This window comes from Paracoccus sp. SCN 68-21 (genome assembly GCF_001724535.1).
GTDB classification, from domain to species: domain Bacteria; phylum Pseudomonadota; class Alphaproteobacteria; order Rhodobacterales; family Rhodobacteraceae; genus Paracoccus; species Paracoccus hibiscisoli.
On the sequence record NZ_MEES01000020.1, the window covers coordinates 1 to 21795 of the forward strand.

At 67.6% G+C, this 21795-nt stretch carries 25 protein-coding genes; 11 read left to right on the forward strand and 14 right to left on the reverse strand.

The window, feature by feature from the left end:
- Nucleotides 1-687, forward strand: a 687-nt coding sequence (locus ABS73_RS08340; protein ID WP_286693430.1) for a hypothetical protein, incomplete at its 5' end; no start/stop codon positions are given.
- A 12-nt stretch (nt 688-699) separates the two neighbouring features.
- Here the strand turns inward: ABS73_RS08340 and ABS73_RS08345 are convergent.
- A complete protein-coding gene (locus ABS73_RS08345; RefSeq protein WP_277019336.1) occupies nt 700-1173 on the reverse strand; it encodes an Lrp/AsnC family transcriptional regulator in 474 nt (157 codons plus the stop codon).
- Between the two features lie 138 nt (nt 1174-1311).
- Here ABS73_RS08345 and ABS73_RS08350 point away from each other — a divergent pair, with 138 nt between their 5' ends.
- Nucleotides 1312-2349, forward strand: a complete 1038-nt coding sequence (locus ABS73_RS08350) for a zinc-dependent alcohol dehydrogenase family protein (protein WP_277019338.1) — start codon at nt 1312-1314, stop codon at nt 2347-2349.
- Between the two features lie 3 nt (nt 2350-2352).
- Here ABS73_RS08350 and ABS73_RS08355 read toward each other — a convergent pair whose 3' ends face one another.
- The 4 genes from ABS73_RS08355 to ABS73_RS08370 form a co-directional block, all read right to left on the reverse strand.
- On the reverse strand, nt 2353-3768 hold the full coding sequence (locus tag ABS73_RS08355) for an ABC transporter ATP-binding protein (RefSeq protein ID WP_277019340.1): 1416 nt from the start codon (nt 3766-3768) through the stop codon (nt 2353-2355).
- A complete protein-coding gene (locus ABS73_RS08360) occupies nt 3765-4472 on the reverse strand; it encodes an ABC transporter permease (RefSeq protein WP_277019342.1) in 708 nt (235 codons plus the stop codon). Before ABS73_RS08360 ends, ABS73_RS08355 begins: the two co-directional genes overlap by 4 nt.
- A gap of 113 nt (nt 4473-4585) precedes the next feature.
- A complete protein-coding gene (locus tag ABS73_RS08365) occupies nt 4586-5524 on the reverse strand; it encodes an ABC transporter permease (protein ID WP_277019344.1) in 939 nt (312 codons plus the stop codon).
- A complete protein-coding gene (locus tag ABS73_RS08370) occupies nt 5521-7020 on the reverse strand; it encodes an ABC transporter substrate-binding protein (RefSeq protein WP_277019346.1) in 1500 nt (499 codons plus the stop codon). The genes ABS73_RS08365 and ABS73_RS08370 overlap by 4 nt, the downstream gene beginning before the upstream one ends.
- 116 nt (nt 7021-7136) lie before the next feature.
- On the opposite strand from ABS73_RS08370, the gene ABS73_RS08375 reads away from it, so the two are divergent.
- The gene (locus ABS73_RS08375; protein ID WP_277019348.1) at nt 7137-7550 is read left to right on the forward strand and encodes a VOC family protein; all 414 of its coding nucleotides are present in this window, start codon (nt 7137-7139) and stop codon (nt 7548-7550) included.
- On the forward strand, nt 7547-8230 hold the full coding sequence (locus ABS73_RS08380; protein WP_277019350.1) for a fumarylacetoacetate hydrolase family protein: 684 nt from the start codon (nt 7547-7549) through the stop codon (nt 8228-8230). Before ABS73_RS08375 ends, ABS73_RS08380 begins: the two co-directional genes overlap by 4 nt.
- On the opposite strand, the gene ABS73_RS08385 is transcribed toward ABS73_RS08380, so the two are convergent.
- Both ABS73_RS08385 and thyX read right to left on the reverse strand, forming a co-directional pair.
- Nucleotides 8227-8757 carry an outer membrane protein gene (locus ABS73_RS08385; protein ID WP_277019352.1) on the reverse strand — a complete coding sequence of 177 codons (531 nt, stop codon included), beginning with the start codon at nt 8755-8757 and terminating at the stop codon, nt 8227-8229. The genes ABS73_RS08380 and ABS73_RS08385 overlap by 4 nt on opposite strands.
- 177 nt (nt 8758-8934) lie before the next feature.
- The gene (gene thyX / locus ABS73_RS08390) at nt 8935-9840 is read right to left on the reverse strand and encodes an FAD-dependent thymidylate synthase (protein ID WP_277019354.1); all 906 of its coding nucleotides are present in this window, start codon (nt 9838-9840) and stop codon (nt 8935-8937) included.
- Between the two features lie 136 nt (nt 9841-9976).
- Between thyX and ABS73_RS08395 the strand changes: the two genes are divergently transcribed.
- Nucleotides 9977-10405 (forward strand): VOC family protein, encoded by a 429-nt coding sequence (locus ABS73_RS08395; protein ID WP_277019356.1) that lies wholly within the window; start codon nt 9977-9979, stop codon nt 10403-10405.
- Between the two features lie 45 nt (nt 10406-10450).
- On the opposite strand, the gene ABS73_RS08400 is transcribed toward ABS73_RS08395, so the two are convergent.
- The 3 genes from ABS73_RS08400 to ABS73_RS08410 form a co-directional block, all read right to left on the reverse strand.
- On the reverse strand, nt 10451-10906 hold the full coding sequence (locus tag ABS73_RS08400; RefSeq protein ID WP_136857351.1) for a MarR family winged helix-turn-helix transcriptional regulator: 456 nt from the start codon (nt 10904-10906) through the stop codon (nt 10451-10453).
- 177 nt (nt 10907-11083) lie between these two features.
- Nucleotides 11084-11392 (reverse strand): succinate dehydrogenase assembly factor 2, encoded by a 309-nt coding sequence (locus ABS73_RS08405; RefSeq protein ID WP_277019357.1) that lies wholly within the window; start codon nt 11390-11392, stop codon nt 11084-11086.
- Nucleotides 11385-11774: a helix-turn-helix domain-containing protein gene (locus ABS73_RS08410; protein ID WP_277019359.1), complete on the reverse strand. Its 390-nt coding sequence runs from the start codon at nt 11772-11774 to the stop codon at nt 11385-11387. Before ABS73_RS08410 ends, ABS73_RS08405 begins: the two co-directional genes overlap by 8 nt.
- Nucleotides 11775-11813: 39 nt before the next feature.
- On the opposite strand from ABS73_RS08410, the gene ABS73_RS08415 reads away from it, so the two are divergent.
- Together ABS73_RS08415 and ABS73_RS08420 are read left to right on the forward strand one after the other, a co-directional pair.
- Nucleotides 11814-13016, forward strand: a complete 1203-nt coding sequence (locus ABS73_RS08415) for a pyridoxal phosphate-dependent aminotransferase (RefSeq protein ID WP_277019361.1) — start codon at nt 11814-11816, stop codon at nt 13014-13016.
- Nucleotides 13017-13070: 54 nt separating this feature from the next.
- Nucleotides 13071-13451: a baeRF12 domain-containing protein gene (locus ABS73_RS08420; protein WP_277019363.1), complete on the forward strand. Its 381-nt coding sequence runs from the start codon at nt 13071-13073 to the stop codon at nt 13449-13451.
- Nucleotides 13452-13648: 197 nt separating this feature from the next.
- On the opposite strand, the gene ABS73_RS08425 is transcribed toward ABS73_RS08420, so the two are convergent.
- Entirely contained in the window at nt 13649-14431 is a 783-nt protein-coding gene (locus ABS73_RS08425) for a 3-hydroxybutyrate dehydrogenase (protein ID WP_277019365.1), read from the reverse strand.
- Nucleotides 14432-14720: 289 nt separating this feature from the next.
- On the opposite strand from ABS73_RS08425, the gene ABS73_RS08430 reads away from it, so the two are divergent.
- Both ABS73_RS08430 and ABS73_RS08435 read left to right on the forward strand, forming a co-directional pair.
- Nucleotides 14721-16535 carry an extracellular solute-binding protein gene (locus ABS73_RS08430; RefSeq protein WP_277019367.1) on the forward strand — a complete coding sequence of 605 codons (1815 nt, stop codon included), beginning with the start codon at nt 14721-14723 and terminating at the stop codon, nt 16533-16535.
- Between the two features lie 130 nt (nt 16536-16665).
- Entirely contained in the window at nt 16666-16995 is a 330-nt protein-coding gene (locus ABS73_RS08435) for a hypothetical protein (RefSeq protein ID WP_277019369.1), read from the forward strand.
- A gap of 43 nt (nt 16996-17038) precedes the next feature.
- Here ABS73_RS08435 and ABS73_RS08440 read toward each other — a convergent pair whose 3' ends face one another.
- Complete coding sequence (locus ABS73_RS08440; RefSeq protein ID WP_277019371.1) at nt 17039-18196, reverse strand: BCCT family transporter; 1158 nt, start codon at nt 18194-18196, stop codon at nt 17039-17041.
- Between the two features lie 281 nt (nt 18197-18477).
- Between ABS73_RS08440 and ABS73_RS08445 the strand changes: the two genes are divergently transcribed.
- A complete protein-coding gene (locus ABS73_RS08445) occupies nt 18478-19365 on the forward strand; it encodes a cation diffusion facilitator family transporter (RefSeq protein WP_136857343.1) in 888 nt (295 codons plus the stop codon).
- A gap of 6 nt (nt 19366-19371) precedes the next feature.
- On the opposite strand, the gene xth is transcribed toward ABS73_RS08445, so the two are convergent.
- Nucleotides 19372-20157 carry an exodeoxyribonuclease III gene (xth, locus tag ABS73_RS08450; protein ID WP_277019374.1) on the reverse strand — a complete coding sequence of 262 codons (786 nt, stop codon included), beginning with the start codon at nt 20155-20157 and terminating at the stop codon, nt 19372-19374.
- Between the two features lie 46 nt (nt 20158-20203).
- Complete coding sequence (locus tag ABS73_RS08455) at nt 20204-20527, reverse strand: HesB/IscA family protein (RefSeq protein WP_136857341.1); 324 nt, start codon at nt 20525-20527, stop codon at nt 20204-20206.
- Between the two features lie 22 nt (nt 20528-20549).
- Here ABS73_RS08455 and ABS73_RS08460 point away from each other — a divergent pair, with 22 nt between their 5' ends.
- Nucleotides 20550-21794: a deoxyguanosinetriphosphate triphosphohydrolase gene (locus ABS73_RS08460; RefSeq protein ID WP_423805158.1), complete on the forward strand. Its 1245-nt coding sequence runs from the start codon at nt 20550-20552 to the stop codon at nt 21792-21794.
- Nucleotide 21795: the final 1 nt, after the last annotated feature.

The following is a 21795-nucleotide window of genomic DNA, read 5'->3' on the forward strand; positions in this document are numbered from 1 at the left end:
TCGGTGCGCATGGTGCCGCCGGGGCCGGGCGACCGCGGCGCGGCCCTGGTGGCCGAGGTCACCGTGACGCTGGAACCGGGCGTCACCCCGCCCCACAGGCTGCGCCTGCATCGCACGCGCGGCGGGCCGGTCGACCCGCTGTCGGCGCCGCTAGTGGCGGTGCAGACCCTGCCCGCAGCCGACCCCGATCAGCCGCGCCGCGTGGTCGTGTTCCGCGACATCGGCACCGCGACCATCGCGCCCGATGCGCGGCTGTCGCCCTATGCGGGGTATCGCTGGTTCGCGCTGGCCCAGGGGGCGCCGGAATCGGGGTCGTCGGTGCCGGGGATGTTTAGTGCGCCGTCGGACCCCGCGGGGCTGAACGCGGTGCCGGTCAGCATCGACGACGCGCCCGCGGTGACGCTGACCGGGACCGCCGTTCCGGGCGGGCGCCAAGGCGTGATGCTGGAGATCGACCACCGTCTGGGGCTGGCGCCCACGGCGATGGGGAGCTGGCGCTGGCAGGTCCTGCGATCCGAACCGGGTCAGCCCGCCACGCTGCTGTCCGAGGGCGCGGTGGTCACCCTGCCGCTGCGCATTCCGGAAACCGCACCTGATGGGTTCGCGCCCCTGTCCACGACCTATCGGGTGGTGCTGACCGACCCCCTGGGCCGCAACGCCCCCCCGGCCGAGGTGACGGTCGGCTGAGGGCGCGGCCCCTTACAGGCCCGGCGTGACGGGCAGCCGGTTCGAGGCCTTCATCTCCTTCAGTGACAGGTTCGACCGGATGCTGGTCACGCCCGGCAGGCGGCGCAGCGTGCTGTCGACAAAGCGGCTGTAATCGTCCAGATCGCGCACCACCACGATCAGCAGGAAATCATCCGCGCCGGTGGTGTTGTGGCAGGCCAGGATGTTGGGCGTCGTCTGGACGATGCGCTGGAACTCGGCTGTGGCCGCCTGGTCATGCTCCGAACAGCGCAGCTGGACAAAGGCCATCACCCCCAGGCCCAGCTTGCGGCGGTTCAGGACCGCCTGATAGCCCTCGATCACCCCCGCCTCCTCCAGCCGTTTCAGGCGGCGCCAGCAGGGGGTCTCGCTCATGCCCAGATGCTCGGCCAGCCTGGCGTTGCTCATGCGCCCGTCCTCCTGCAGCAGGGTCAGGATCTGGGCGCCGACGGCATCAATCTGGGTCAAGGGCAGGAACCTCTTCTAAAGCCGCGTGAATGCGGGCGATCTGCCCCGGATTATGCGAAACCGCGCGGGATTGGCAAAGGTCTTTCGCCGAAATCCGGCATGATGCCCGCGACCCGATGCCAAGAAAAGGTGCCCGCCATGAAGGCCGTGCTGTTCGAACAGTTCCGCGAAACCCCAAAGGTCGTGACCCTGCCCGACCCGACGCCGCTGCCGCACGGGGTGGTGCTGAGGGTCGCGGCGACGGGGGTCTGCCGCAGCGACTGGCACGGCTGGATGGGCCATGACGGCGACATCACCCTGCCCCATGTGCCCGGCCACGAACTGGCCGGCGTGATCGAGGCCGTGGGCCGCGACGTGACCCGCTGGAGGGTCGGCGACGCGGTCACCGTGCCCTTCATCTGCGGTTGCGGCGATTGCGGCGAATGCCGCGCGGGCCATCAGCAGGTCTGCCTGCATCAGCAGCAGCCGGGCTTCACCCATTGGGGGTCGTTCGCGGAATATGTGGCCATCCATCAGGCCGACCTGAACCTGGTGGCCCTGCCCCAGGGCATGGATTTCGCCACCGCCGCCAGCCTGGGCTGCCGCTTTGCGACCTCGTTCCGGGCGGTGATCGACCAGGGCCGCGTCAGCGCGGGCCAGTGGCTGGCCGTGCATGGCTGCGGCGGCGTGGGGCTGTCGGCGGTGATGATCGCCGCAGCCGCCGGGGCCAATGTGATCGGCGTGGATCTGGACCCGGCTAAGCTGGCGCTGGCCCGCGATTTCGGCGCGGTGGCGGTCGTCGATGGGCGCGAGGCCGACGTTCCCTGCGCCATCCGCGACATCACGCGCGGGGGCGCGCATGTCTCGCTGGATGCGCTTGGCCATCCGGTGACGATGATGAATTCGATCCTGTGCCTGCGGCCCAGGGGCAAGCACATCCAGGTCGGCCTGATGCTGGGCGAACACGCCGCCCCCGCCATCCCCATGCCCCGCATCGTCGGGCAGGAGATCGAGATCCTGGGCTCTCACGGGATGCAGGCGCATCGATACGGCGCGATGCTGGACATGGTCGCCAGCGGCAGGCTGGACCCCGCGCGGCTGGTGGGCGACCGGATCGCCCTGAGCGATGCGCCCGCAGCCCTGATGGCCATGGACCGGTTCCGCTCGGTCGGCGCGACGGTCATCACCCGGTTCTGAGCGTCAGGCGGCCTTCGCGCAGGGTCCCTCCAGCGCGATCACGCGGTCACAGCTGCGCGCGATCAGATGCGCGTCATGGCTGACGATCAGCAAGGCCATGCCCGCCTGATGCGCGATGTCGATCATCAGGCGCGTGACCTCGGCCTGGGTGATCAGGTCCAGCCGCGAGGTCGGCTCGTCCGCGAACAGGAACACCGGGTCCAACAGCAGCACCCGCAGCAGGGCCAGACGCTGCAGCTCTCCGCCTGACACGGCGTCGGGGCGGCGCGTCAGCAGGCCCGGCGACAGGCGCATCCGCTCCAGCAGCGGCGCGATGCGGGCGCGGTCCAGCCGGTGCAGCGCGACCAGATCGTCCAGCGCGCGCCCCAGGGTCACGGCGCGCGGAAAGGCGCTTGGCGGGTCCTGATACAGCTTTTGAAAGCGGACCGGCGCGATGCCCTGCGCCCGCTGGACGCGGCCCGCCTCGGCCCGCGCCAGACCCAGCAGCGTGTCGCCCAACGTGGACTTGCCGCAGCCGCTTGGGCCGGTGATGCCCAGAACCTCGCCCGGGTGGACGCTGAGGTCCAGGTCGCGAAACAGCACCCGCCCGCCCCGCGCGGCGGACAGCCCCTCGGCCCGCAGGACCGGGCTGCCCTGTGCCTGACGCAGGGCCTGGCGCGGCCAGCTGGCCGGGTCGGCGGCGATCAGCGCGCGGGTGTAGTCGCTGGCGGGCGCGGCCAGCACCTGCGCGGTGGGGCCCTGTTCGACCACCCGGCCCTGGCGGACCACCATCAGATCGCCGCCAAGCGCACGCGCCAGCGCCAGATCATGCGTGATCGTCAGCAGCCCCCCGCCATCCGCCGCACCCTTCAGCAGCAGGGCGCAGATCTCGTCCCGGCGATGGGCGTCCAGGCCCTTGGTCGGCTCATCCGCGATGATGATGCGCGCGCCGCCCGCCCGTGCGGCGGCAAAGGCCGCGCGCTGCGCCATGCCGCCCGACAGCTGATCGGGGCGCAGGCCGCCCGCGCGGCCCAGACCCAGCCCGTCCAGATCGCGCGCGGCGGCCGTCCGCGCCTGCCCGCGCGACAGGCCACGGACCAGGGCATGCCCCTCGGCCACCTGATCGCGGGCGGGCATCAGCGGGTCCAGCGACAGCCAGGGTTCCTGCGGCAGCACGCCCAGGGTCCGACCCCAGAGCGGGCGGAAGGATGCGGGGTGGGCGGCGTCCAGCACCCGGTCCCCGATGGTCACCCGGCCGTGCGCGGTCAGACCCTGCAGCAGCGTGCCGATCAGGGCCTGGGCCAGCAGGCTTTTCCCGGATCCGGTCTCTCCCAGGATGGTCAGGGGGCGGCCGGGATGCAGGACCAGCGTCGCGGGATGGACCAGCATCTGGCCCGCGGCCTGGACCACGATGTCGGTGGCACTCAGCAATGGCGTCATGGGCGGCGTCCTTGGGCAAGCAGGTTCAGGGCCAGGATGGTCAGAAAGATGGCGATCACCGGCAGGAACAGCGCCATGGGCGCCTCGCGGTAATAGGGCAGCAGCTCGACCATCATCTGGCCCAGCTCGGGGCGTGGGGCGCGGATGCCGACGCTGACAAAGCCCAGGGCGGCGATCAGCATGATCGCCGTCGCCGCACCAAAGGCCGCCACGGTCAGCAGCATCGGCGCCAGATCGGGCCACAGATGGCGGCGGAACACATAGCCCGGACCAAAGCCCAGCAGGCGGCTGGCCTGGACGCCGGGCGCGGCCAGCAGGCGGGCGGCGGTGGCGCGGGTCAGGCGAAAGAACTCGATCCACAGGACCAGGGTCAGGCCGATGGCAAAGGCCAGCGGCGTGTTCGGGATGATCACGCCGATGATCAGCACCATCAGCAGGCCGGGCAGCGCCAGGACGCTGTCGGCCAGCAGGACCAGCGCCCGGTCCACCCAAGCGCCGCGCCAGGCGGCCAGAACCCCCAGCCCGGTACCCAGCACCCCCGCCAGCAGCACCGCGACCCCGCCGATGGAAAGCGACAGTCGCAGCGCCGCCGCCAGCCGCGCCATCAGCGACCGGCCCAGATGGTCATAGCCCAAGGGCGCCAGCGCGTCGGGGGCGGCCAGCCCCCGCATCAGGTCCTGGCGCAGCGGATCGGTGGAGATCAACAGCGGCGCGCCTCAGGCAAAGGCCAGCACCAGCAGCAGGATCGCGCCCCCGGCCCATTGCGCGGTGGTGGGCCCGCGGGCGGCGGGGGGCGTCAGGGTGGCGTCGGACAGGCTCATGCGCGGATCTCCCTCGGGTCAATCAGGCGGGTCAGCAGGTCGGTCAGCGCGTTCAGCGCGACAAAGCCCAGGCCCAGCAGCAGGGCGGTGCCCTGCACCATCGGCACGTCGCGCCCGAAGATCGCGTGGACCAGCGCATGCCCGATGCCGGGCCAGCCAAAGATCGATTCGACGACCACGACCCCCTCGACCAGCATCACGAATTGCAGCGACAGAAAGGTCACCATGGCCACGCCGATGTTGCGCAGCCCGTGGCGGCGCAGCATCTGGCCCTCGGACAGGCCCTTCCAGCGGCCAAAGGCATAGAAGGGCCGCGCGGCCACCCCCGCCATCGCGTCCCGCGCCATGCGCGCCGACACCGCCGCCAGCCCCAGGGCCAGGGTCAGCGCGGGCAGGATGATGTGTTCCGCCCGCCCGTGCCCCGCCGCAGGCAGCCAGCCCAGCTGGATCGAGACCAGCACGATCAGGATCAGCCCCATCAGGAACTGCGGCACCGCCCGCAGCCCCGAGGACAGGATCAGCAGCCCCCGGTCCAGCCAGCCCCCGGCACGCAGCCCGGCCAGAATGCCCAAAGGCGGCCCGATCAGCATCGACAGCAGCAGCGCCGCCCCCGCCAGATGCAGGCTGGCGCCCAGCTGATGGCGGATCTCGTCCCAGACCGGCCGCCCGGAAATGACCGAGACGCCCAAATCCAGCCGCGCCAGATCGCCCAGCCAGACCGCGAAGGTGGCCCAGGCCGGACGGTCCAGCCCCAGCTCGGCCCGGACGGCGGCGGCGGCATCGGCGGTGACCATGTCATAGCCGTAGCGCCCCGCCGCGATGCGGAACGCCATGTCGCCCGGCAGCGCCTGCATCATCAGAAAGGTCAGCACCCCCACCAGGAACGCCACCACCCCGGCCTGCGCGGCCCGGTATCCAAGCGCGCGCCAGATCACGGCTGCACCCAGTCCATCTGCGACAGGCCGATGGTCCGTTCGAACGGGTCGATGACCGCACCGCTGACGCCGGTGCTGACCGCGGCGGTCTGCTGATACCAGGCGACGGGAATCACCGGCAGATCGGCCTGCAGCATCGCCATGGCCTGATCGCGCTGGTCCTGCCCGCCCTCCCCCGCCGCCAGATCGCGGATCAGCGCGGTGAAGGCGTCATTCTGCCAACCCATCGCGCCCCAATCGCCGCCCGGCGCGTAATCGGTCAGGATCGTGCCGATCGGGTCGGGCACCAGTGCGAAATTGCGCGCCAGCAGCGCCAGATTCAGCGTGCCGTCGGCATGGCGGGCGGGGATTTCGCTGGAATTGGTGGAATCGATGGTCACCTCGACCCCGATCTGGGCCAGCATCTGCTGGATCACCGCCGCCGACAGCGGCAGTTCGGGGCGGTCAGGATAGGTGGTCAGGGTCAGGGCAAAGCGTTCCCCGTCGCGCGTCAGGATGCCGTCCGGGCCAGGCTGCCAGCCCAGATCGGCCAGAATCGCGCGCGCGGCCTCGGGGTCATGGGCCAGGGGCTCCAGCCCCTCGACATGCCAATCCGCGACCGAGGGCGGGAACAGCTGATCGGCCCCCGTCGGATAGCGCAGGATCGCCTGCGCCAGCCCCTGCCGGTCGATGGCCAGCGACAGCGCGCGCCGCGCCTGCGGGTCCGACAGCGCCGGGTGGCCCGCATTCACCTTGATCAGCAGAGAGCGCGGCACCGCGACCGACAGAACCTCGACCCCCGCCACGCCCGACAGGCGCGCGACCGAGGCCGGGTCCAGGTTGAAGACGTAATCGGCATCCCCGCTTTCGGCCAGCAGGGCGCGGGTCTCGGCCCGGCCAACGGCCTGATAGGTGACCTGGGCGATGCGCGCAGCCTGACCCCAATAGCCGTCAAAGCGTTCGGCCTCCAGGCGCAGCGGCTCCTGCAGGCGGGTCAGGCGATAGGGGCCGGTGCCGATAACCTGCGTGGCGGTCCCCTGCGCGTCATAGGCGGCGGGCGCATAGATCAGCGCGCGGTATTCCGACAGAAACGCGGGCAGCGGGGCGAAGGGCTGGGACAGCGTGATGCGCAGATCGTCGCCTTCGGGGGCGATGGCGGTGATGGGGGCGGTGTCCAGCAGGCCGGGCTTGGCCCACGCATGGGCCAGCGCATCGGCAACGGCCTGGGCGGTCAGCGGCGTGCCGTCGTGAAAGGTAACGCCCTGGCGCAGGCGGAACAGCCAGGACAGCCCGTCATCGGAGACCGACCATTCGGTCGCGAGGCCGGGCGTCAGGCGACCGTCGGGGTCGGCATTCACCAGCGTCTCGGCCAGCTCCATCTTGATCATGATGTTGCCCGAGGTCGAGGGGTCGGCGCCCTTGATTTCGAACGGGGCGACGACATCCAGAACGCCCTCGGTGGCCAAAGCGGGGCTGGCGATCAGGGCGGCGAGGGTCAGGGTCAGAAAGGGGCGCATCACGGTCCTCACAGGTATTTGTGATGCTATCACATTACATGCAAGGGACCGCAACCACCTTGCGGCGCGATTGCAGGATGTGCATGACTGCCCCCGCAGCCAGACCGGAGAACCCCATGCGATCCCTGTTCCACCTTGCCATCCACGTCACCGATCTGGACGCGGCGCGCCGCTTTTACGGCGATGTCCTGGGCTGTGCCGAGGGCCGCTCGGCCCCGACCTGGGTCGATTTCGACTTTTTCGGCCATCAGCTGTCGCTGCATCTGGGCACGCCCTTTGCAACCACGCGCACGGGCAAGGTGGGCGATCACATGGTGATGATGCCGCATCTGGGCGTGGTGCTGCCTTTGGCCGAGTGGAAGGCGCTGGCCGAGCGCCTGGCTGCGCGGGGCGTGGCCTTCGACATCCCGCCGCAGATCCGCTTTGAGGGCCAGCCCGGAGAGCAGCGGACGATGTTCTTCTTCGACCCCTCGGGCAACCCGATCGAGGTCAAGGGATTCGCCGATTTCGACGGGCTGTTCGCGGCATGAGCGGCCTGGTCCTGCCCGCCCCGCCCCTGCCCTCCGTGCCGGTCCACGGCACCGACGACCGCTTTGCGGTGCGGCGCATCTTCTGCGTGGGGCGCAACTATGCCGACCATGCCCGGGAGATGGGCCATGACCCCGACCGCGAGCCGCCCTTCTTCTTCACCAAGCCCGCCGATGCGCTGCTGACGGGGGATGCCGACCTGCCCTATCCGCCCGCCACCCAGGATCTGCATTTCGAGGGAGAGCTGGTCGTGGCCTTGGGCGCGGGCGGCCGGGACGTGGCGGCAGCCGAAGCGGGCGCGTTGATCTGGGGTCATGCGGTCGGCAACGACCTGACCCGCCGCGACCTGCAGGCCGAGGCCAAGCGCATGGGCCGCCCCTGGGACATGGCCAAGGGGTTCGACGGCTCGGCGGTCTGCGGCCCGATCCACCGCGCCGACGGCCCCCTGACGCAGGGCCGCCTGCTGGTCGAGGTCAACGGCACCCCCCGCCAGGACAGCGACCTGTCGCAGATGATCTGGCCCGTGGCCGACATCATCGCGCATCTGTCGCGGCTGGTCCGGCTGGAGGCGGGTGATCTGATCTATACCGGCACCCCGGCAGGCGTCGGCGCCCTGCAGCGCGGCGACAGCGTCACCGTGCGGATCGAGGGCCTGACCCCCATCCGCACGCGCATCACCTAGAACCGCCAGGCGGCGCGGATCTGCATCAGGTCCGCGTCCACCGGCACGCCGCGCCCGCCCAGCCGATCCTCCAGCGCATCGTCGATATCCATGCGGCTGTAATCCAGCCCGACGGTCACGCGCGGGGTCACCGCAACATCCAGCCCCGCCCCGAAGACCGGCACCGTTTCCGACAGCGCATCCGCCGTCAGCCGCGCCATGCCTGCCGACAGATAGGGCTGCACCCGGCCCAGATCGGCGCCAATCCGCGCCCGCAGGCGCAAGAGGACACCACTGTCATCCAGATCGTCCACCGTCACGCGATCGACCGCCAGTTCAGCACCCAAGACGGCCCGGCCCAGGTCGCGGTCATAGCCCGCATACAGGCCCAGGCCGTCGATTCGCCCCAGATCCACATCCCGGCCAAAGACCTGCGCGCCCAGGTCACCCCGCCCGACCTGCGCGCCCAGACGAAGCCCGCTCCAGTCGCCATCAGGCAACCCGATCTGCTGCGCGGACAGCGGACCCCCGGCGGCGAGGACGGTCATCACGGCAGCAAGCAGAGAGGGGCGGATCAGTGGCAAAGCAGGCATCCTTGTGACAAGAAAAGACGCAGCCCGCATCGGGCCGCGTCCGGCGATCCTGCCGAGGCATGGATCGATTCGCCACTGCCGGTTGCAGAACCAGTCACGAATTCCTGTGGAAGGGTCGGCCGGGCGCGGACCCTAGCCCCAGACCTGTTCGAATTCGCGCCATTCCCGCGCGCCCATTCCGGAATTCTCTTGTGTGACCACCTCGCCGGCCAGGCGGCGCTTCAGGGCAGCGGCCCCCTGTGCGGACAGGCTGACGGCATTCATCCGATAGTCGCTGAAGGCGCCAAAGGCCGCGGGCACCCAGTCGCGGGTGATGTCGCACATGATATCGGCATAGGCGCGGATCTCGAACTGGGCGTGACTGTCGGCGCGCAGGCGCAGGAAATGCAGCAGGTTGTGCAGATCGACCTTCCAGTACCACTGGGTATAGATATTGGCGGGCAGGTTCATGCGCGCCAGCTCCCGCGCCAGGCCCTGCTGGCCGTCCTGCGACAGCATCGCCTCGTAATTGTCATAGCTGCGCATCGCGTCCTCGCGCAGCAGGTCCAGCACGCGCTGCGCCTCCTCGCCCTGCAGCACCTCGCCGCGGCCCTGGTTGTTCTGCTGCGACTGCGCGGCCAGATGCTCGGGCGCCGGGATGTAGAACTCGCGGTCCAGGATGGAATAGCGGGCCGAATATTCGTTCACGTTGGCCGTGCGGTGGCGGATCCACTGGCGCGCGACAAAGACCGGCAGCTTGATGTGGAACTTGACCTCGCACATCTCGAAGGGGGTCGAGTGCCAGTGCCGCATCAGATAGCGGATCAGGCCCTCGTCGTTCTGAACAGACTTGGTGCCGGTGCCATAGCTGACCCGTGCCGCCTGACAGATCGCGGCATCGTCGCCCATATAGTCGATGACCCGCACCAGCCCGTGATCCAGCACCGGATGGGCGACATAAAGGTGGTTCTCCATGCCCTCGGACACGGCGCGCAGGGTCTGACGGGGCGTCGCGCGCAGGCTGTCGATCTCGGCCTGCTGGTCGGGCGTGATGGGCATGGCGGAGGTCCTCTTGGGCGGTCGCGGTGCCCCTCGTCCTAAGTCAAGACGGGGGCTGCGGCAACCACTCAGACAGGACCGCGTTTAAGCCAGCGCGCAGACATGCCAGCCTCTGCCCGCAAGAACAGGAGAACCCATGAACATCTGCTATCTGCACACGATGGTCCGCGTGAAGGACCTGGACAAGACGATGGCCTTCTTCCGCCTACTGGGCCTGGAGGAGACGCGCCGCATCGACAATGACAAGGGCCGCTTCAGCCTGGTCTTCATGGCCCCTCCGGGCCAGCCGGAATGCCCGGTCGAGTTGACCTACAACTGGGACGGCGACGACGGCCTGCCCTCGGACAGCCGCCATTTTGGCCACCTGGCCTACCACGTCGGCAATATCTACGAGATGTGCCAGACGCTGCAGGACGCCGGCGTCACCATCAACCGCCCCCCGCGCGACGGCCACATGGCCTTCGTGCGCAGCCCGGACAACATCTCCATCGAGCTGCTGCAGGAGGGCGACCACCTGCCCCCGCAGGAGCCCTGGGCCAGCATGGAGAATACCGGCAGCTGGTAAGGCGCCCGGAACAGGCACACCCGGCCCCGCAGGGCCGGGTTCAATTCAGTAGATATAGCGGATCTGCTCGGTCCAGAACCGCTCGATCCGGCGGCATTGCAGGTTCACCTGGTCCAGCGGCGGGTCCTCCAGCACGCCGGACATGGCAAGACCCTCGGCGTGGCGCATGAACAGCTGGCGGACCATGCCGCGCACCGCCTGTCCTTCGGCAGTCAGGCGCACCCGGACCGAGCGACGGTCCATGTCGCAGCGTTCGTGATGGACATAGCCCATGGCCACCAGCTTCTTCAGGTTGTAGCTGACATTCGAGCCCTGATACATGCCGCGCGACCGCAGCTCTCCGGCCGAGACTTCCGCCTCTCCCAGGTTATAGAGGATCATCGCCTGCACGGGCGTCAGGTCGCCACGGTGCAGGCGTTCGAACTCATCCTTGACCAGGTCCAGCATCAGCCGGTGCATCCGCTCCAGCAGCTGCAGGGATTCCAGATAGGCGTCGGTCATGTCCGACAGACCGGTGTCAAGCGACGAGGCATCAAGGATCGGGCGCTGATCGCGGGGTGCAGGGGCAAGCATGGGTTTGGGATGTCCTGTCCTGTTCGTCATGCACCCATGAATGACAGACAAAAGACAATCGTCAGTTAATCCACGCGACATTCCGCGCCGTAATTTCCGAAAGTTTTAGCGACCTTGCACGAATCTGCCTGCGGCATGGGCCGCCACGCGATCCAGCATCGCCGCCAGCAGGTCCGGCGCCCCCCGATCAGGGCCGTCGCCCTCTCCGATTCGCGCGGTGACCCACAGATACAGATCCTGGTCGTTTTCGGCCAGCATCCGCTCATAGAGGTCCAGATCGGCCGCGGACAGATCCGCCAGGCATTCATCAGCGAAATGGCCCAGGATCAGGTCCATCTCCTTCATGCCGCGCCGCCAGCTGCGCATGTGCAGGCGCTTGAGCCGGTTCGCGGGGGTTTCCAGGATCTCAGCCATGCGACAATGCCTCCTCCAGACGGTCCACGCGGGCGGCAGCCTCTGCCAGCAGGCGCCGCAGCTCGGCCAGTTCGGCGCGCATCGCCGCCCCCGTGGTGTCGTCTTTCGGCCCCGCGCCCTGCCCCGTCAACAGCCAAACCGCCGAAACCCCGGTCAGCGTGGCGATCCGTCCCATCAGGCTGGCGGTGGGTTCGGCCTGATCGACCTCCCAGCCCTCCAGCGTCTCGGGGCGCAGGCCCAGGGCGTCGGCCATGCCCGGAATGTCCAGGCCGGCCCCCTCGCGGGCGGCGGTCAGGCGGTCGCCCAGGGTGGCCACGGGTTCGGCATAGCTGTCCATCGCGTCTCTCTTGCTTGTGAGGCGGGTGGCCGCAGCGTATGCCATGCGGGCCGACAGTTCAAACCGACAGCAGCAAGGTGTCTCATGGCGTTCATCTCGGACCGGCTGGCCCGCATCAAACCCTCGCCCACCATCGCGATGTCCACCCGCGCGGCGGAGCTGGGCGCGCAGGGGCGCGACATCATCAGCCTCTCGGCCGGAGAGCCGGATTTCGACACGCCGCTGCATGTGCGCGACGCGGCCAAGGCCGCCATCGACGCGGGCCATACCCGCTATACCGCCGTGGACGGCACGCCGTCGCTGAAACGCGCGATCGCCGCGAAATTCGTGCGCGAGAACGGGCTGGACTATACCCCCGCGCAGATCACCGTGGGCACCGGCGGCAAGCAGATCCTGTTCAACGCGCTGATGGCCACGCTGGATGACGGGGACGAGGTGATCGTGCCCGCACCCTATTGGGTCAGCTATCCCGACATGGTGCTGCTGGCGGGGGGCACGCCGGTGGTGGTCGAATGCCGTCAGGAGGCCGGGTTCCGCCTGACCCCCGAGGCGCTGGAGGCCGCGATCACGCCGCGCACCAAATGGCTGATCCTGAATTCACCGTCCAACCCGTCGGGGGCAGGATACGACCGTGCGCAGATGCAGGCGCTGTGCGACGTGCTGCTGCGCCATCCCCAGGTCTGGGTGCTGGCCGACGACATCTATGAGCATCTGGTCTTTGACGGGTTCGAATTCTGCACACCCGCCCAGGTCGAGCCGCGCCTGAAGGACCGGGTGCTGACCATGAACGGGGTCAGCAAATCCTATGCCATGACCGGCTGGCGCATCGGATACGGCGCGGCACCCGAGCCGCTGATCAAGGCCATGGCCAAGCTGCAGTCGCAATCGACCTCGAACCCCTGCTCGGTCAGCCAATACGCCGCCGAGGCCGCACTGACCGGGCCGCAGGATTACATCCGCGACAGCCGCGCCGTGTTCCAGCGGCGCCGCGATCTGGTGGTAGCGGGGCTGAACGCCTGCCCCGGGCTGGACTGTCCGGTGCCGCAGGGGGCGTTCTATGTCTATCCGTCGATGGCGGGACTGATCGGACGCACCAGCGCGGGCGGCACGCTGATCGACTGTGACGAGGCCTTCGCCAATGCGCTGCTGGACGAACAGGGGGTCGCGGTGGTGTTCGGGGCGGCCTTCGGGCTCAGCCCGCATTTCCGCATCAGCTATGCGACCGCTGATTCGGTGCTGGAGGATGCCGTGGCGCGCATCCGCCGGTTCTGCGAGGGGTGCAACTGACCCCGTCCGCCTTGCGTTGAGCCCCTATCGAGCAACCGCAAGAAGGAGCTGACAATGCTGCCGCACAACACCGTGGTCGTCGTCGCAGACGGCCATTCCGCCACCCTCTTCCGCAACACGGCCAAGCACGGGATCGAACTGTCCCAGACCGAGACGGTGACCCCCGACAGCCTGACCGCAGGACCCGTGGCTCACCTGGACGAAATCTCGCCTCGCGACGAGGAGGAGGTAGGCTTTGCCGTGCAGCTGGCCAAGCATCTGAACGCGCTGGTCCTCAAGAACAAGGTCGATGACATCGCGATCATCGCGGACCCCTCGACCCTCGGCGTGATGCGCAAGCATTACCACAAGGAGCTGCAGCTGCGGCTGCGCAAGGAGGTCGCCAAGACCCTGACCAATTCCGACATTCCCGCGATCCAGAACAGCCTTTCCTGACCGCGCCGAATTGGCGTCAGCCACAAAGAAAGACGCCCCGCGATTGCGGGGCGTCTTTTTGCATCAAAAGATGCCGATCAGATACAGAATGATGATCACCACCACCGGAACGCCCATGAACCAGGCAATCAGTCCCTTCATCGTCATCTCCTCACGTTATGTTGAGGGCTAACGGTCCGGGCGCCCGGGGGTTCCCGTCAAAGTGCCGTCCAGCCGCCATCGACGCTGATCGTGGTGCCGGTGATCTGCGCCGCCGCATCGCTGCACAGAAAGACGGCCGTGTCGCCCAGCTGGTCGGTGGTGGCGAATTCCTTGGACGGCTGGCGTTCCAGCAGGACCTTTTCGATCACCTCGTCGCGGCCCATGTCGTATTTCGCCATGGTGTCGGGGATCTGGCTCTCGACCAGGGGGGTCAGCACATAGCCGGGGCAGATCGCGTTAGCGGTGATGGCCTCTCGCGCGGTCTCCAGGCCAGTGACCTTGGTCAGGCCGACGATGCCGTGCTTGGCCGCGACATAGGCGGATTTGTAGGGGCTGGCCGTCAGCCCGTGGGCGCTGGCGATGTTGATGACCCGCCCCCATCCCGCCTTGCGCATCAGCGGCAGCGCCGCCGCCGTGGTGTGAAAGGCCGAGGACATGTTGATCGCGATGATCGCGTCCCATTTCTCGGCCGGGAAATCGGGGATGGCGGCGACATGCTGGATGCCCGCGTTGTTCACCAGAATATCGCAGGCCCCCGCCTGTTCGATCAGCGCGCGGCAGGCATCGCCCTTGGACATGTCGGCGGCGATATAGCGGACGCGGGTGCCGTGATCGGCCGCCATTTTTTCGGCCAGGGCGTGATCCTCGTCGCGGTCGGTAAAGCTGTTCAGCACCACGTCGGCACCCGCGCGGGCCAGCCGTTCGGCCACGCCCAGCCCGATGCCGGAATTGGACCCGGTCACCACGGCGGTCTTGCCCTTCAGGAATTTCTCGAACATCGGCTGCTCCCTCTACTTTCCGACGCACCGGCTTTTGCAGGCGCAGCATGGGCAAAAAAAAACGCCCGCACAAGGCGGGCGCAAGTTATGAGGCAGGTTTCATACAGGCAAGAAACCTATCGAGCAGTAGGTCATTTATACGCGAGGAACCGCCCGAGTCCAACAGCAATCCTGCCAGCTTGGTTGACGCACCCCGGCCAAGCCTGTTGATAATGTGCGCAAACAAGAAACGATCGGGCGGCGGGCAATGCGAATCTTCGAAAACCTTAACAAATGCGCGATCAGGACCATGGCCGCGGGCCTGCTGGCGCTGTCGGGCGGTGTTGCAGCAATGCCGCTGGCAACCCTTGCCGAACCGGCCCATGGCATTGCAATCTATGAAGAACCTGCCCTGCCTGAGGGGTTCGCGCACCTGCCCTATGCCAATCCGGACGCGCCCAAGGGCGGCACGATTCGGCTGGCCGAGCCGGGCGGATTCGACAGCCTGAAGCCCTGGGTGCTCAAGGGCAACGCGGCCTGGGGTGTGGGCGTCCATGTCACCGAATCGCTGATGACGCGCTCCATCGACGAGCCCTTCACCCTCTATGGCCTGCTGGCCGAGTCGATCGAGATCGCGCCCGACCGCAGTTGGGTCGAGTTCTCCCTGCGCCCCGAGGCGCGGTTCTCGGATGGCAGCCCGGTCACGGTCGAGGACGTCATCTGGTCCTATGAGACGCTTGGCACGCAGGGCCATCCGCGCTTTCTGACCGCTTGGTCGCGGGTCGAGCGGATCGAGGCCACCGGCCCCCACAGCCTGCGCCTGACCTTCGTCGCGCCCGACCGAGAGCTGCCCTTGCTGATGGCCCTGCGCCCGATCCTGAAGAAGGCGCAATGGGAGGGGCAGGATTTCACCGATTCGACCTTGGAGGCGCCCATCGGCAGCGGCCCCTATGTGGTGGACCGGGTCGATCCAGGACGCTCGATCAGCTTTCGGCGCAACCCCGACCATTGGGCGCGCGACCTGCCGGTCATGCGCGGGCTGAACAATTTCGACACCATCCGCTATGATTACTTTGCCGATTCCAACGCCATGTTCGAGGCGTTCAAGGCCGGAGAGGTCACCGTCTGGCGCGAGCTGTCGGCGCAGCGATGGGCGGGCGAATACGACTTTCCCGCGGTGACCAGCGGCCGCGTCGTCAAGGCCGAGATCCCCAACGAGCGCCCTTCGGGGATCATGGGTCTGGTGATGAACAGCCGCAACCCGATCTTTGCGGACTGGCGCGTGCGCCAGGCCATGATCGAGATGTTCAACTTTCCCTTCATCAACCAGACGCTGAACGGCGGGGCCGATCCGCGCATCACCTCCTATTTCTCCAATTCTGTGCTGGGCATGGGCGACGGCCCGGCGACGGGCGCGGTGGCGGACCTGCTGGAACCGTTTGCAGCCGAGCTGCCCCCCGGCGCGCTGGAGGGCTATGCCCTGCCCGAGGGGTCGGACCGGTCGATGGACCGCGCGGGCGTGCGCCGCGCGCTGGACCTAATGGCGCAGGCGGGCTGGACGGTCCAGGACGGCCAACTGCGCAATGCCGACGGCCAGCCCTTCGCGTTCGAGATCCTGCTGAACCAGAACGGCACCGCGATGCGCAGCGGCTCCGAAACCCAGCAGATCGTGAACATCTATGTCGAGGCCCTGCGCCCCTTGGGGATCACGCCACGCGTGACGCTGCTGGATGCCGCGCAATATGTCGAACGCACCAACAACTATCAGTTCGACATGACCTGGTACGAACGCGGGTTGTCGCTGTCGCCGGGCAGCGAACAGCGCCTGTATTGGGGCCGCGACGGGGTGACCACGCCGGGCAGCCGCAACTGGATGGGCATCGACAGCCCCGCTGCCGAGGCGATGATCGACGCGATGGTCGAGGCCGACAGCGCCGAGGCCTTCACCGCAGCCGTCCAGGCGCTGGACCGGGTGCTGACCGCGGGGCGCCACGTGATTCCGGTCAGTTTTTCGCCGATCTCACGGCTGGCCCATGCGGCCGATTTGACATACCCCCCGCAGATCCCGATCTACGGGGACTGGCCGGGCTTTATGCCCGAAACCTGGTGGCAGGAGGCGAACTGATGCGGATCTTTTGGGTTACAGTGGTGGCCATGGGACTTTTGGCAGGATGCAACACCGTCGCCGGTGTCGGCGAGGATATTTCAGGGGCGGCACGCTGGTTCCAGGGTGCCATCCCGGCAGGAGGGTATTGATGAAGTGGCACCACGTGCAGGCCAACTGGGCCGCCTTCTACGAGGCGATCATGGACAAGTGGCCCGAGGCCGATGAGTCGGAGCTGGACGAGATCGACGGCGACCAGCGCGCCTTCCTGGCCTATCTGGTCGACGTGACCGGCCAGGAGCCCGAGGAGATCCGTGAAGAGCTGCGCGAGTGGCTGGTCGGAGAGATCCCGTCGGACGTCGTCATGGATCCGGTCCACGACAACCACTCGATCGCGCTGTCGTCCAAGTTCGTGAACGAGGGCGAGGACGAGTTTTCCGACGACGCCCGTTTCGGAGACGACAGCGACAAGCACGACTGACCCGATCCGCAGTCGCCCCAGGGCCGGGGCGACTGCGGGTCCGTCAGGCCGCGCCCGGCGCGCCGATGCGGTCCAGCTTGGCGATATGGCGGGCCATCAGCAGATAGATCGCCCCGTACAGCGCCGCCACGACCAGCCCGACCCACTGAATCTCGAAGGGGGTGAAGACATAGGCCCCGACCAGCGTCAGCTGCAGCAGGAAGTGCAGCGGGTAATAGCGACGGTCGCCCAGCGTCTCCCGGGACCAGCCCAGATTGGCGGAATAGAGCCGGATCAGGCTGTCCAGAGAGTTGATCACGAAGACCACCCCCACCCCGATCATGAACCAGTTTAGCCAGTCGGGGATGACCACACCCCCCTGATGATAGACGAACAGCACGCTGAACCACAGACCCAGGGGCACGGCGGGCAGCGCCACCATCGCCACCGCCAGCTGCCAGACCCGCATGCCGCCGACGAACCGGGCGACGAACTGTCCGATCATGATCGACCAGGCGAACCACCAGAACAGGTAGAATTCGTGATAGTCTGAGATCGGCGTCGCAAAGCGCGGCAGGTGGCGGAAGTAATCGGCCAGCAGCCCCAGATTGGCAAAGAAATCGGGCAGCCCCACGCGGCTGTAGACAAAGGCAATCATCGCCAGCGCGGTAAAGGCCAGCATCCCGAACCCATAGCTGGACAGGATCGCCAGCCATTTCATCACCGCCATGTTCCCGCTGGAGATCACCGCCGTGGCGATCACCACCACCACCAGCCCCCAAACCGCCCCCTGCGACAGATTGGGCGCATAGGTCGGCAGGTTCGACATGAACAGATAGCAGGTGAATGAACAGGTCGCGATGACCGTCAGGTTATAGACCCATTTCACGACCGGAATCTGGAACAGCTGCAGGCGCGGCTCGATCGCGATGAAATAGAAGGTGGCGACGAAATACATCAGCCAGACCAAGGGGCCCCACATGCCGAACTCGACCGCCAGGGCGTTGGTGAAGCCGAAGGCCGGGTCCTCCTCATAGAGGGGGAACTCCGCCAGCGGCAGCATGACCAGGCCCATGTCCAGACCGGCGGTGAACAGCAGGGCGATCAGGGTGAACAGGCCGACGGGCTCTTCGCCCTGCAGCCGCAGGCGGGGCCAGCGGATCAGGACGAACAGCGCGCAGGCCAGCACGCTGAGATAGGCGACAGTGATGATTGGCGTCATGCGCAATCCTTCTTTGGAACCTGAATGATCCGTTCAGGTAATTCGTAGCCAAGCCCTCCGCAAAGGGCGAATGAGACGGCTTTCCTTGGCGCAGGGGCCAATATTTTCGCTTTGATAGCCTAAGTTTGATCCAACTTGAGTGACGGGTCAATCAAAAACCGTCCCATCGGCATCGACCTGCCATGGCAACGCCCCGACGCGCCGTTTCGGTTCATCATCCGCTTGAGATCGGGGGACGCATCTGCGACATGCTGCCCGGACACGCAGCGGAGACCCATGTGATGTCCAACAGCCTGAAGATCGCCCTGGGAAGCATCGTGGTCGGCCTTGTCGTGCTGGGCCTCAAGACGCTGGCCTGGCGGCTGACCGGGTCGGTGGCCCTGCTGTCGGACGCGCTGGAAAGCATCGTGAACGTGGCGACCGCTTTGGCCGCGCTGGTGGCGATCAAGGTCGCGCAGCGGCCCGCCGATCAGGGCCATCCCTATGGCCATCACAAGGCCGAATTCCTCAGCGCGGTGCTGGAGGGGGTGCTGATCATCGTCGCGGCCCTCCTGATCCTGCGCGAGGCGTGGCACGCGTTCCAGAACCCCCGCCTGATCCAGGATGCGGGCCTGGGCATGGCGATCAACGCGGGCGCGGGCGCGCTGAACGCCGTCTGGTGCTGGGTGCTGATCCGCCAGGGGCGGCGGCTGCGGTCCCCCGCGCTGGTGGCGGATGGCAAGCATCTGCTGTCGGACGTGATCTCATCCGCGGGGGTGCTGCTGGGCGTCGGGCTGGCGGTGGCGACGGGCTGGGCGGTGCTGGACCCGGCGCTGGCCATGCTGGTCGGCGTCAACATCCTATGGTCGGGCTGGAAGGTCATGACCGCGTCCCTGTCGGGGCTGCTGGACGAGGCGGTGCCCGAAAAGACCCTGGCCGTCATCCGCGAGATCATCTCGGACAAGGCCAGCGGCGCGCTGGAGGCGCATGACCTGCGCACGCGTCACGCGGGCGCCGTCACCTTCATCGATTTCCATCTGGTCGTGGACGGGCAGACCACCGTGTCGGACGCCCATGACATCTGCGACCGGGTCGAGGCCAGCCTCAAGGCCCGCCTGCCCGATGCGCAGATCACCATCCATGTCGAACCGGAACACAAGGCCAAGCATTCCGGCGTGCTGGTGATCTGAGGCCCCTCAGGCCGCCAGACGCACCCAGACCGGGACGTGGTCGCTTGGCTTTTCGCCGGCGCGGGCGGCGCGGTCGACGCCGGTCTCGACAATCAGGTCGGCCGCCTGCGGCGACAGCAGCAGGTGGTCGATGCGGATGCCGTTGTCACGCTCCCACGCCCCGGCCTGATAGTCCCAGAAGGTGAACGGCCCCCGCGTGGCCCAAGGGTCGCGGATGCGCACCGCATCGGTCCAGCCCTGGTTGACGATGGCCTGGAACGCGGCCCGGCTTTGCGGCAGGAACAGCGCATCCTCGGTCCAGTTCTGCGGGTTGGCGGCGTCACGGGCCTGCGGGATGATGTTGTAATCGCCCAGCATCACCACCGGCATCTCGGTCGCCAGCAATTCCGCGGCGCGTTGGCGCAACCGCTCCATCCAAGCCAGCTTGTAGTCGTATTTCGGCCCCGGCGCGGGGTTGCCGTTGGGCAGATAGAGGCCCGCGATGCGCACCGCGCGGGTGCCCACCACCGTCGCCTCGATATAGCGGGCCTGCTCATCCGCATCGTCGCCGGGAAGGCCGCGCGTCACGTCGTCCAGCGGCAGGCGCGACAGGATGGCCACGCCGTTGAAGCCCTTCTGGCCATGCGTCTCGACCTGCCAGCCCAGATCCTGGAAGTGCTCGCGCGGGAAGCCCTCGTCCACCGACTTGATTTCCTGCAGGACGACCAGATCGGCATCGGTCGCGCCCAGCCAGTCGGTCAGCGCCTGGATGCGGGCCTTGACGCCGTTGATGTTGAAGCTTGCGATTTTCATGGGCCGCATCTTTAGCGGCCCCACAGCGATTGGCAACCGGCTCCGGTCAGATCGAGAAGGACGTACCGCAGCCACAACTGGCGGTGGCGTTCGGGTTCTCGATCACGAAACGCGCGCCGATCAGCTCGTCGGTGAAATCGATCACCGCCCCCGCCAGATAGGGCAGCGACACCGGGTCCACCACGACGCGCTGGCCGGATTTCTCCAGGATCAGGTCATCGGGCTCGGGCGCGTCCAGGCGGATGTCATACTGGAACCCCGAACAGCCCCCGCCCAGCACGGCCACGCGCAGGGAGGCCGGCTCCTTTCCCGCATTGATCTGGGACAGGCGGTCAAAGGCGCGGTCAGTCACTTTGGGCGGCAGGTTCATGGGGCGTTCCCGTTTTCGTCTGATGCCATCAAATATAGGGTCGCCCGGCACCAGCCGCAAGGAATGCCCCGTGACCGCACTTGCCCCCTATGCCTGCCAGCCTGCCGACAGCCGTGGGCGGCTGCATGACGAAAGCCTGTCGACCTTTCGCTCGCCCTGGCAGCGCGACCGCGACCGGATCATCCATTCCAGCGCGTTCCGGCGGCTCAAGCACAAGACCCAGGTCTTTGTCGAACACGACGGAGAGGGGTATCGCGGCGACTATTTCCGCACCCGCCTGACCCACACGATCGAGGTGGCGCAGGTCGCGCGCACCATCGCCGGTGCCCTGGGCCTGAACACCGACCTGGCCGAGACCGTGGCCTTGGCCCATGACCTGGGCCACCCCCCCTTCGGCCACACCGGAGAGGACGCGCTGGCAGCCCTGATGGCCCCCTATGGCGGGTTCGACCACAACGCCCAGGCCCTGCGCATCGTCACCCGGCTGGAGCGGCACTATGCCGATTTCGACGGGCTGAACCTGACTTGGGAAAGCCTGGAGGGCATCGCCAAGCATAATGGTCCAATTGTCGGGACAAGCCCGACGGGGGGCCCCATCACCGGCCCCCTGCCCTATGCGCTGGCCGACGTGAACGCGCTGTGGGACCTTGAGCTGCACACCAATGCCAGCGCCGAGGCGCAGGTGGCCGCCGTGGCCGATGACGTGGCCTACAACCACCACGACCTGCATGACGGGCTGCGCGCGGGCCTGTTCACCGAGGCCGATCTGGCCGAGTTGCCCGTGATCGGTCCGGCCTTCGCCGAGGTCGACCGCCGCTATCCGGACCTGGACCCCACGCGGCGCCGCTACGAGGCGCTGCGCCGCGTCTTTGGCGTCATGGTCGAGGATGTGATCGCCGTGGCCCAGAACCGCCTGGCGGGCCTGCAGCCGCAATCGGCCGACGACATCCGCGCGATGGACGGCCCGATCATCCGGTTTTCCAAGCCGCTCTATCAGAACATCAAGGCGATCAAGTCCTTCCTGTTCCAGCGCATGTATCGTGCCCCGTCCGTAGTGGTCGAGCGCACGCATGTCACCCAGATGCTGAACGACCTGTTCCCGCTGTATCTGGACCATCCCGACCGCCTGCCCGACCAGTGGCGCGCCGCTGCCGTGGCGCTGAACGATCCGACCGAACGCGCGCGGCTGGTGCTGGACTATGTGGCAGGCATGACCGACCGCTATGCGATTGCTGAACATCAACGGCTGTTTCACGACGCGCCCTGAA

What these genes read in the sequence shown, in the direction of transcription:
- ABS73_RS08350 (WP_277019338.1), top strand. Translation starts at nt 1,312, where the DNA reads ATGAAGGCCGTGCTGTTCGAACAGTTCCGCGAAACCCCAAAGGTCGTG.
- ABS73_RS08355 (WP_277019340.1), bottom strand. Translation starts at nt 3,768, where the DNA reads ATGACGCCATTGCTGAGTGCCACCGACATCGTGGTCCAGGCCGCGGGC.
- ABS73_RS08370 (WP_277019346.1), bottom strand. Translation starts at nt 7,020, where the DNA reads ATGCGCCCCTTTCTGACCCTGACCCTCGCCGCCCTGATCGCCAGCCCC.
- ABS73_RS08375 (WP_277019348.1), top strand. Translation starts at nt 7,137, where the DNA reads ATGCGATCCCTGTTCCACCTTGCCATCCACGTCACCGATCTGGACGCG.
- ABS73_RS08380 (WP_277019350.1), top strand. Translation starts at nt 7,547, where the DNA reads ATGAGCGGCCTGGTCCTGCCCGCCCCGCCCCTGCCCTCCGTGCCGGTC.
- ABS73_RS08385 (WP_277019352.1), bottom strand. Translation starts at nt 8,757, where the DNA reads ATGACCGTCCTCGCCGCCGGGGGTCCGCTGTCCGCGCAGCAGATCGGG.
- thyX (WP_277019354.1), bottom strand. Translation starts at nt 9,840, where the DNA reads ATGCCCATCACGCCCGACCAGCAGGCCGAGATCGACAGCCTGCGCGCG.
- ABS73_RS08395 (WP_277019356.1), top strand. Translation starts at nt 9,977, where the DNA reads ATGAACATCTGCTATCTGCACACGATGGTCCGCGTGAAGGACCTGGAC.
- ABS73_RS08400 (WP_136857351.1), bottom strand. Translation starts at nt 10,906, where the DNA reads ATGACCGACGCCTATCTGGAATCCCTGCAGCTGCTGGAGCGGATGCAC.
- ABS73_RS08405 (WP_277019357.1), bottom strand. Translation starts at nt 11,392, where the DNA reads ATGGCTGAGATCCTGGAAACCCCCGCGAACCGGCTCAAGCGCCTGCAC.
- ABS73_RS08410 (WP_277019359.1), bottom strand. Translation starts at nt 11,774, where the DNA reads ATGGCATACGCTGCGGCCACCCGCCTCACAAGCAAGAGAGACGCGATG.
- ABS73_RS08415 (WP_277019361.1), top strand. Translation starts at nt 11,814, where the DNA reads ATGGCGTTCATCTCGGACCGGCTGGCCCGCATCAAACCCTCGCCCACC.
- ABS73_RS08420 (WP_277019363.1), top strand. Translation starts at nt 13,071, where the DNA reads ATGCTGCCGCACAACACCGTGGTCGTCGTCGCAGACGGCCATTCCGCC.
- ABS73_RS08425 (WP_277019365.1), bottom strand. Translation starts at nt 14,431, where the DNA reads ATGTTCGAGAAATTCCTGAAGGGCAAGACCGCCGTGGTGACCGGGTCC.
- ABS73_RS08430 (WP_277019367.1), top strand. Translation starts at nt 14,721, where the DNA reads ATGGCCGCGGGCCTGCTGGCGCTGTCGGGCGGTGTTGCAGCAATGCCG.
- ABS73_RS08435 (WP_277019369.1), top strand. Translation starts at nt 16,666, where the DNA reads ATGAAGTGGCACCACGTGCAGGCCAACTGGGCCGCCTTCTACGAGGCG.
- ABS73_RS08440 (WP_277019371.1), bottom strand. Translation starts at nt 18,196, where the DNA reads ATGACGCCAATCATCACTGTCGCCTATCTCAGCGTGCTGGCCTGCGCG.
- ABS73_RS08445 (WP_136857343.1), top strand. Translation starts at nt 18,478, where the DNA reads ATGTCCAACAGCCTGAAGATCGCCCTGGGAAGCATCGTGGTCGGCCTT.
- xth (WP_277019374.1), bottom strand. Translation starts at nt 20,157, where the DNA reads ATGAAAATCGCAAGCTTCAACATCAACGGCGTCAAGGCCCGCATCCAG.
- ABS73_RS08455 (WP_136857341.1), bottom strand. Translation starts at nt 20,527, where the DNA reads ATGAACCTGCCGCCCAAAGTGACTGACCGCGCCTTTGACCGCCTGTCC.
- ABS73_RS08460 (WP_423805158.1), top strand. Translation starts at nt 20,550, where the DNA reads ATGCCATCAAATATAGGGTCGCCCGGCACCAGCCGCAAGGAATGCCCC.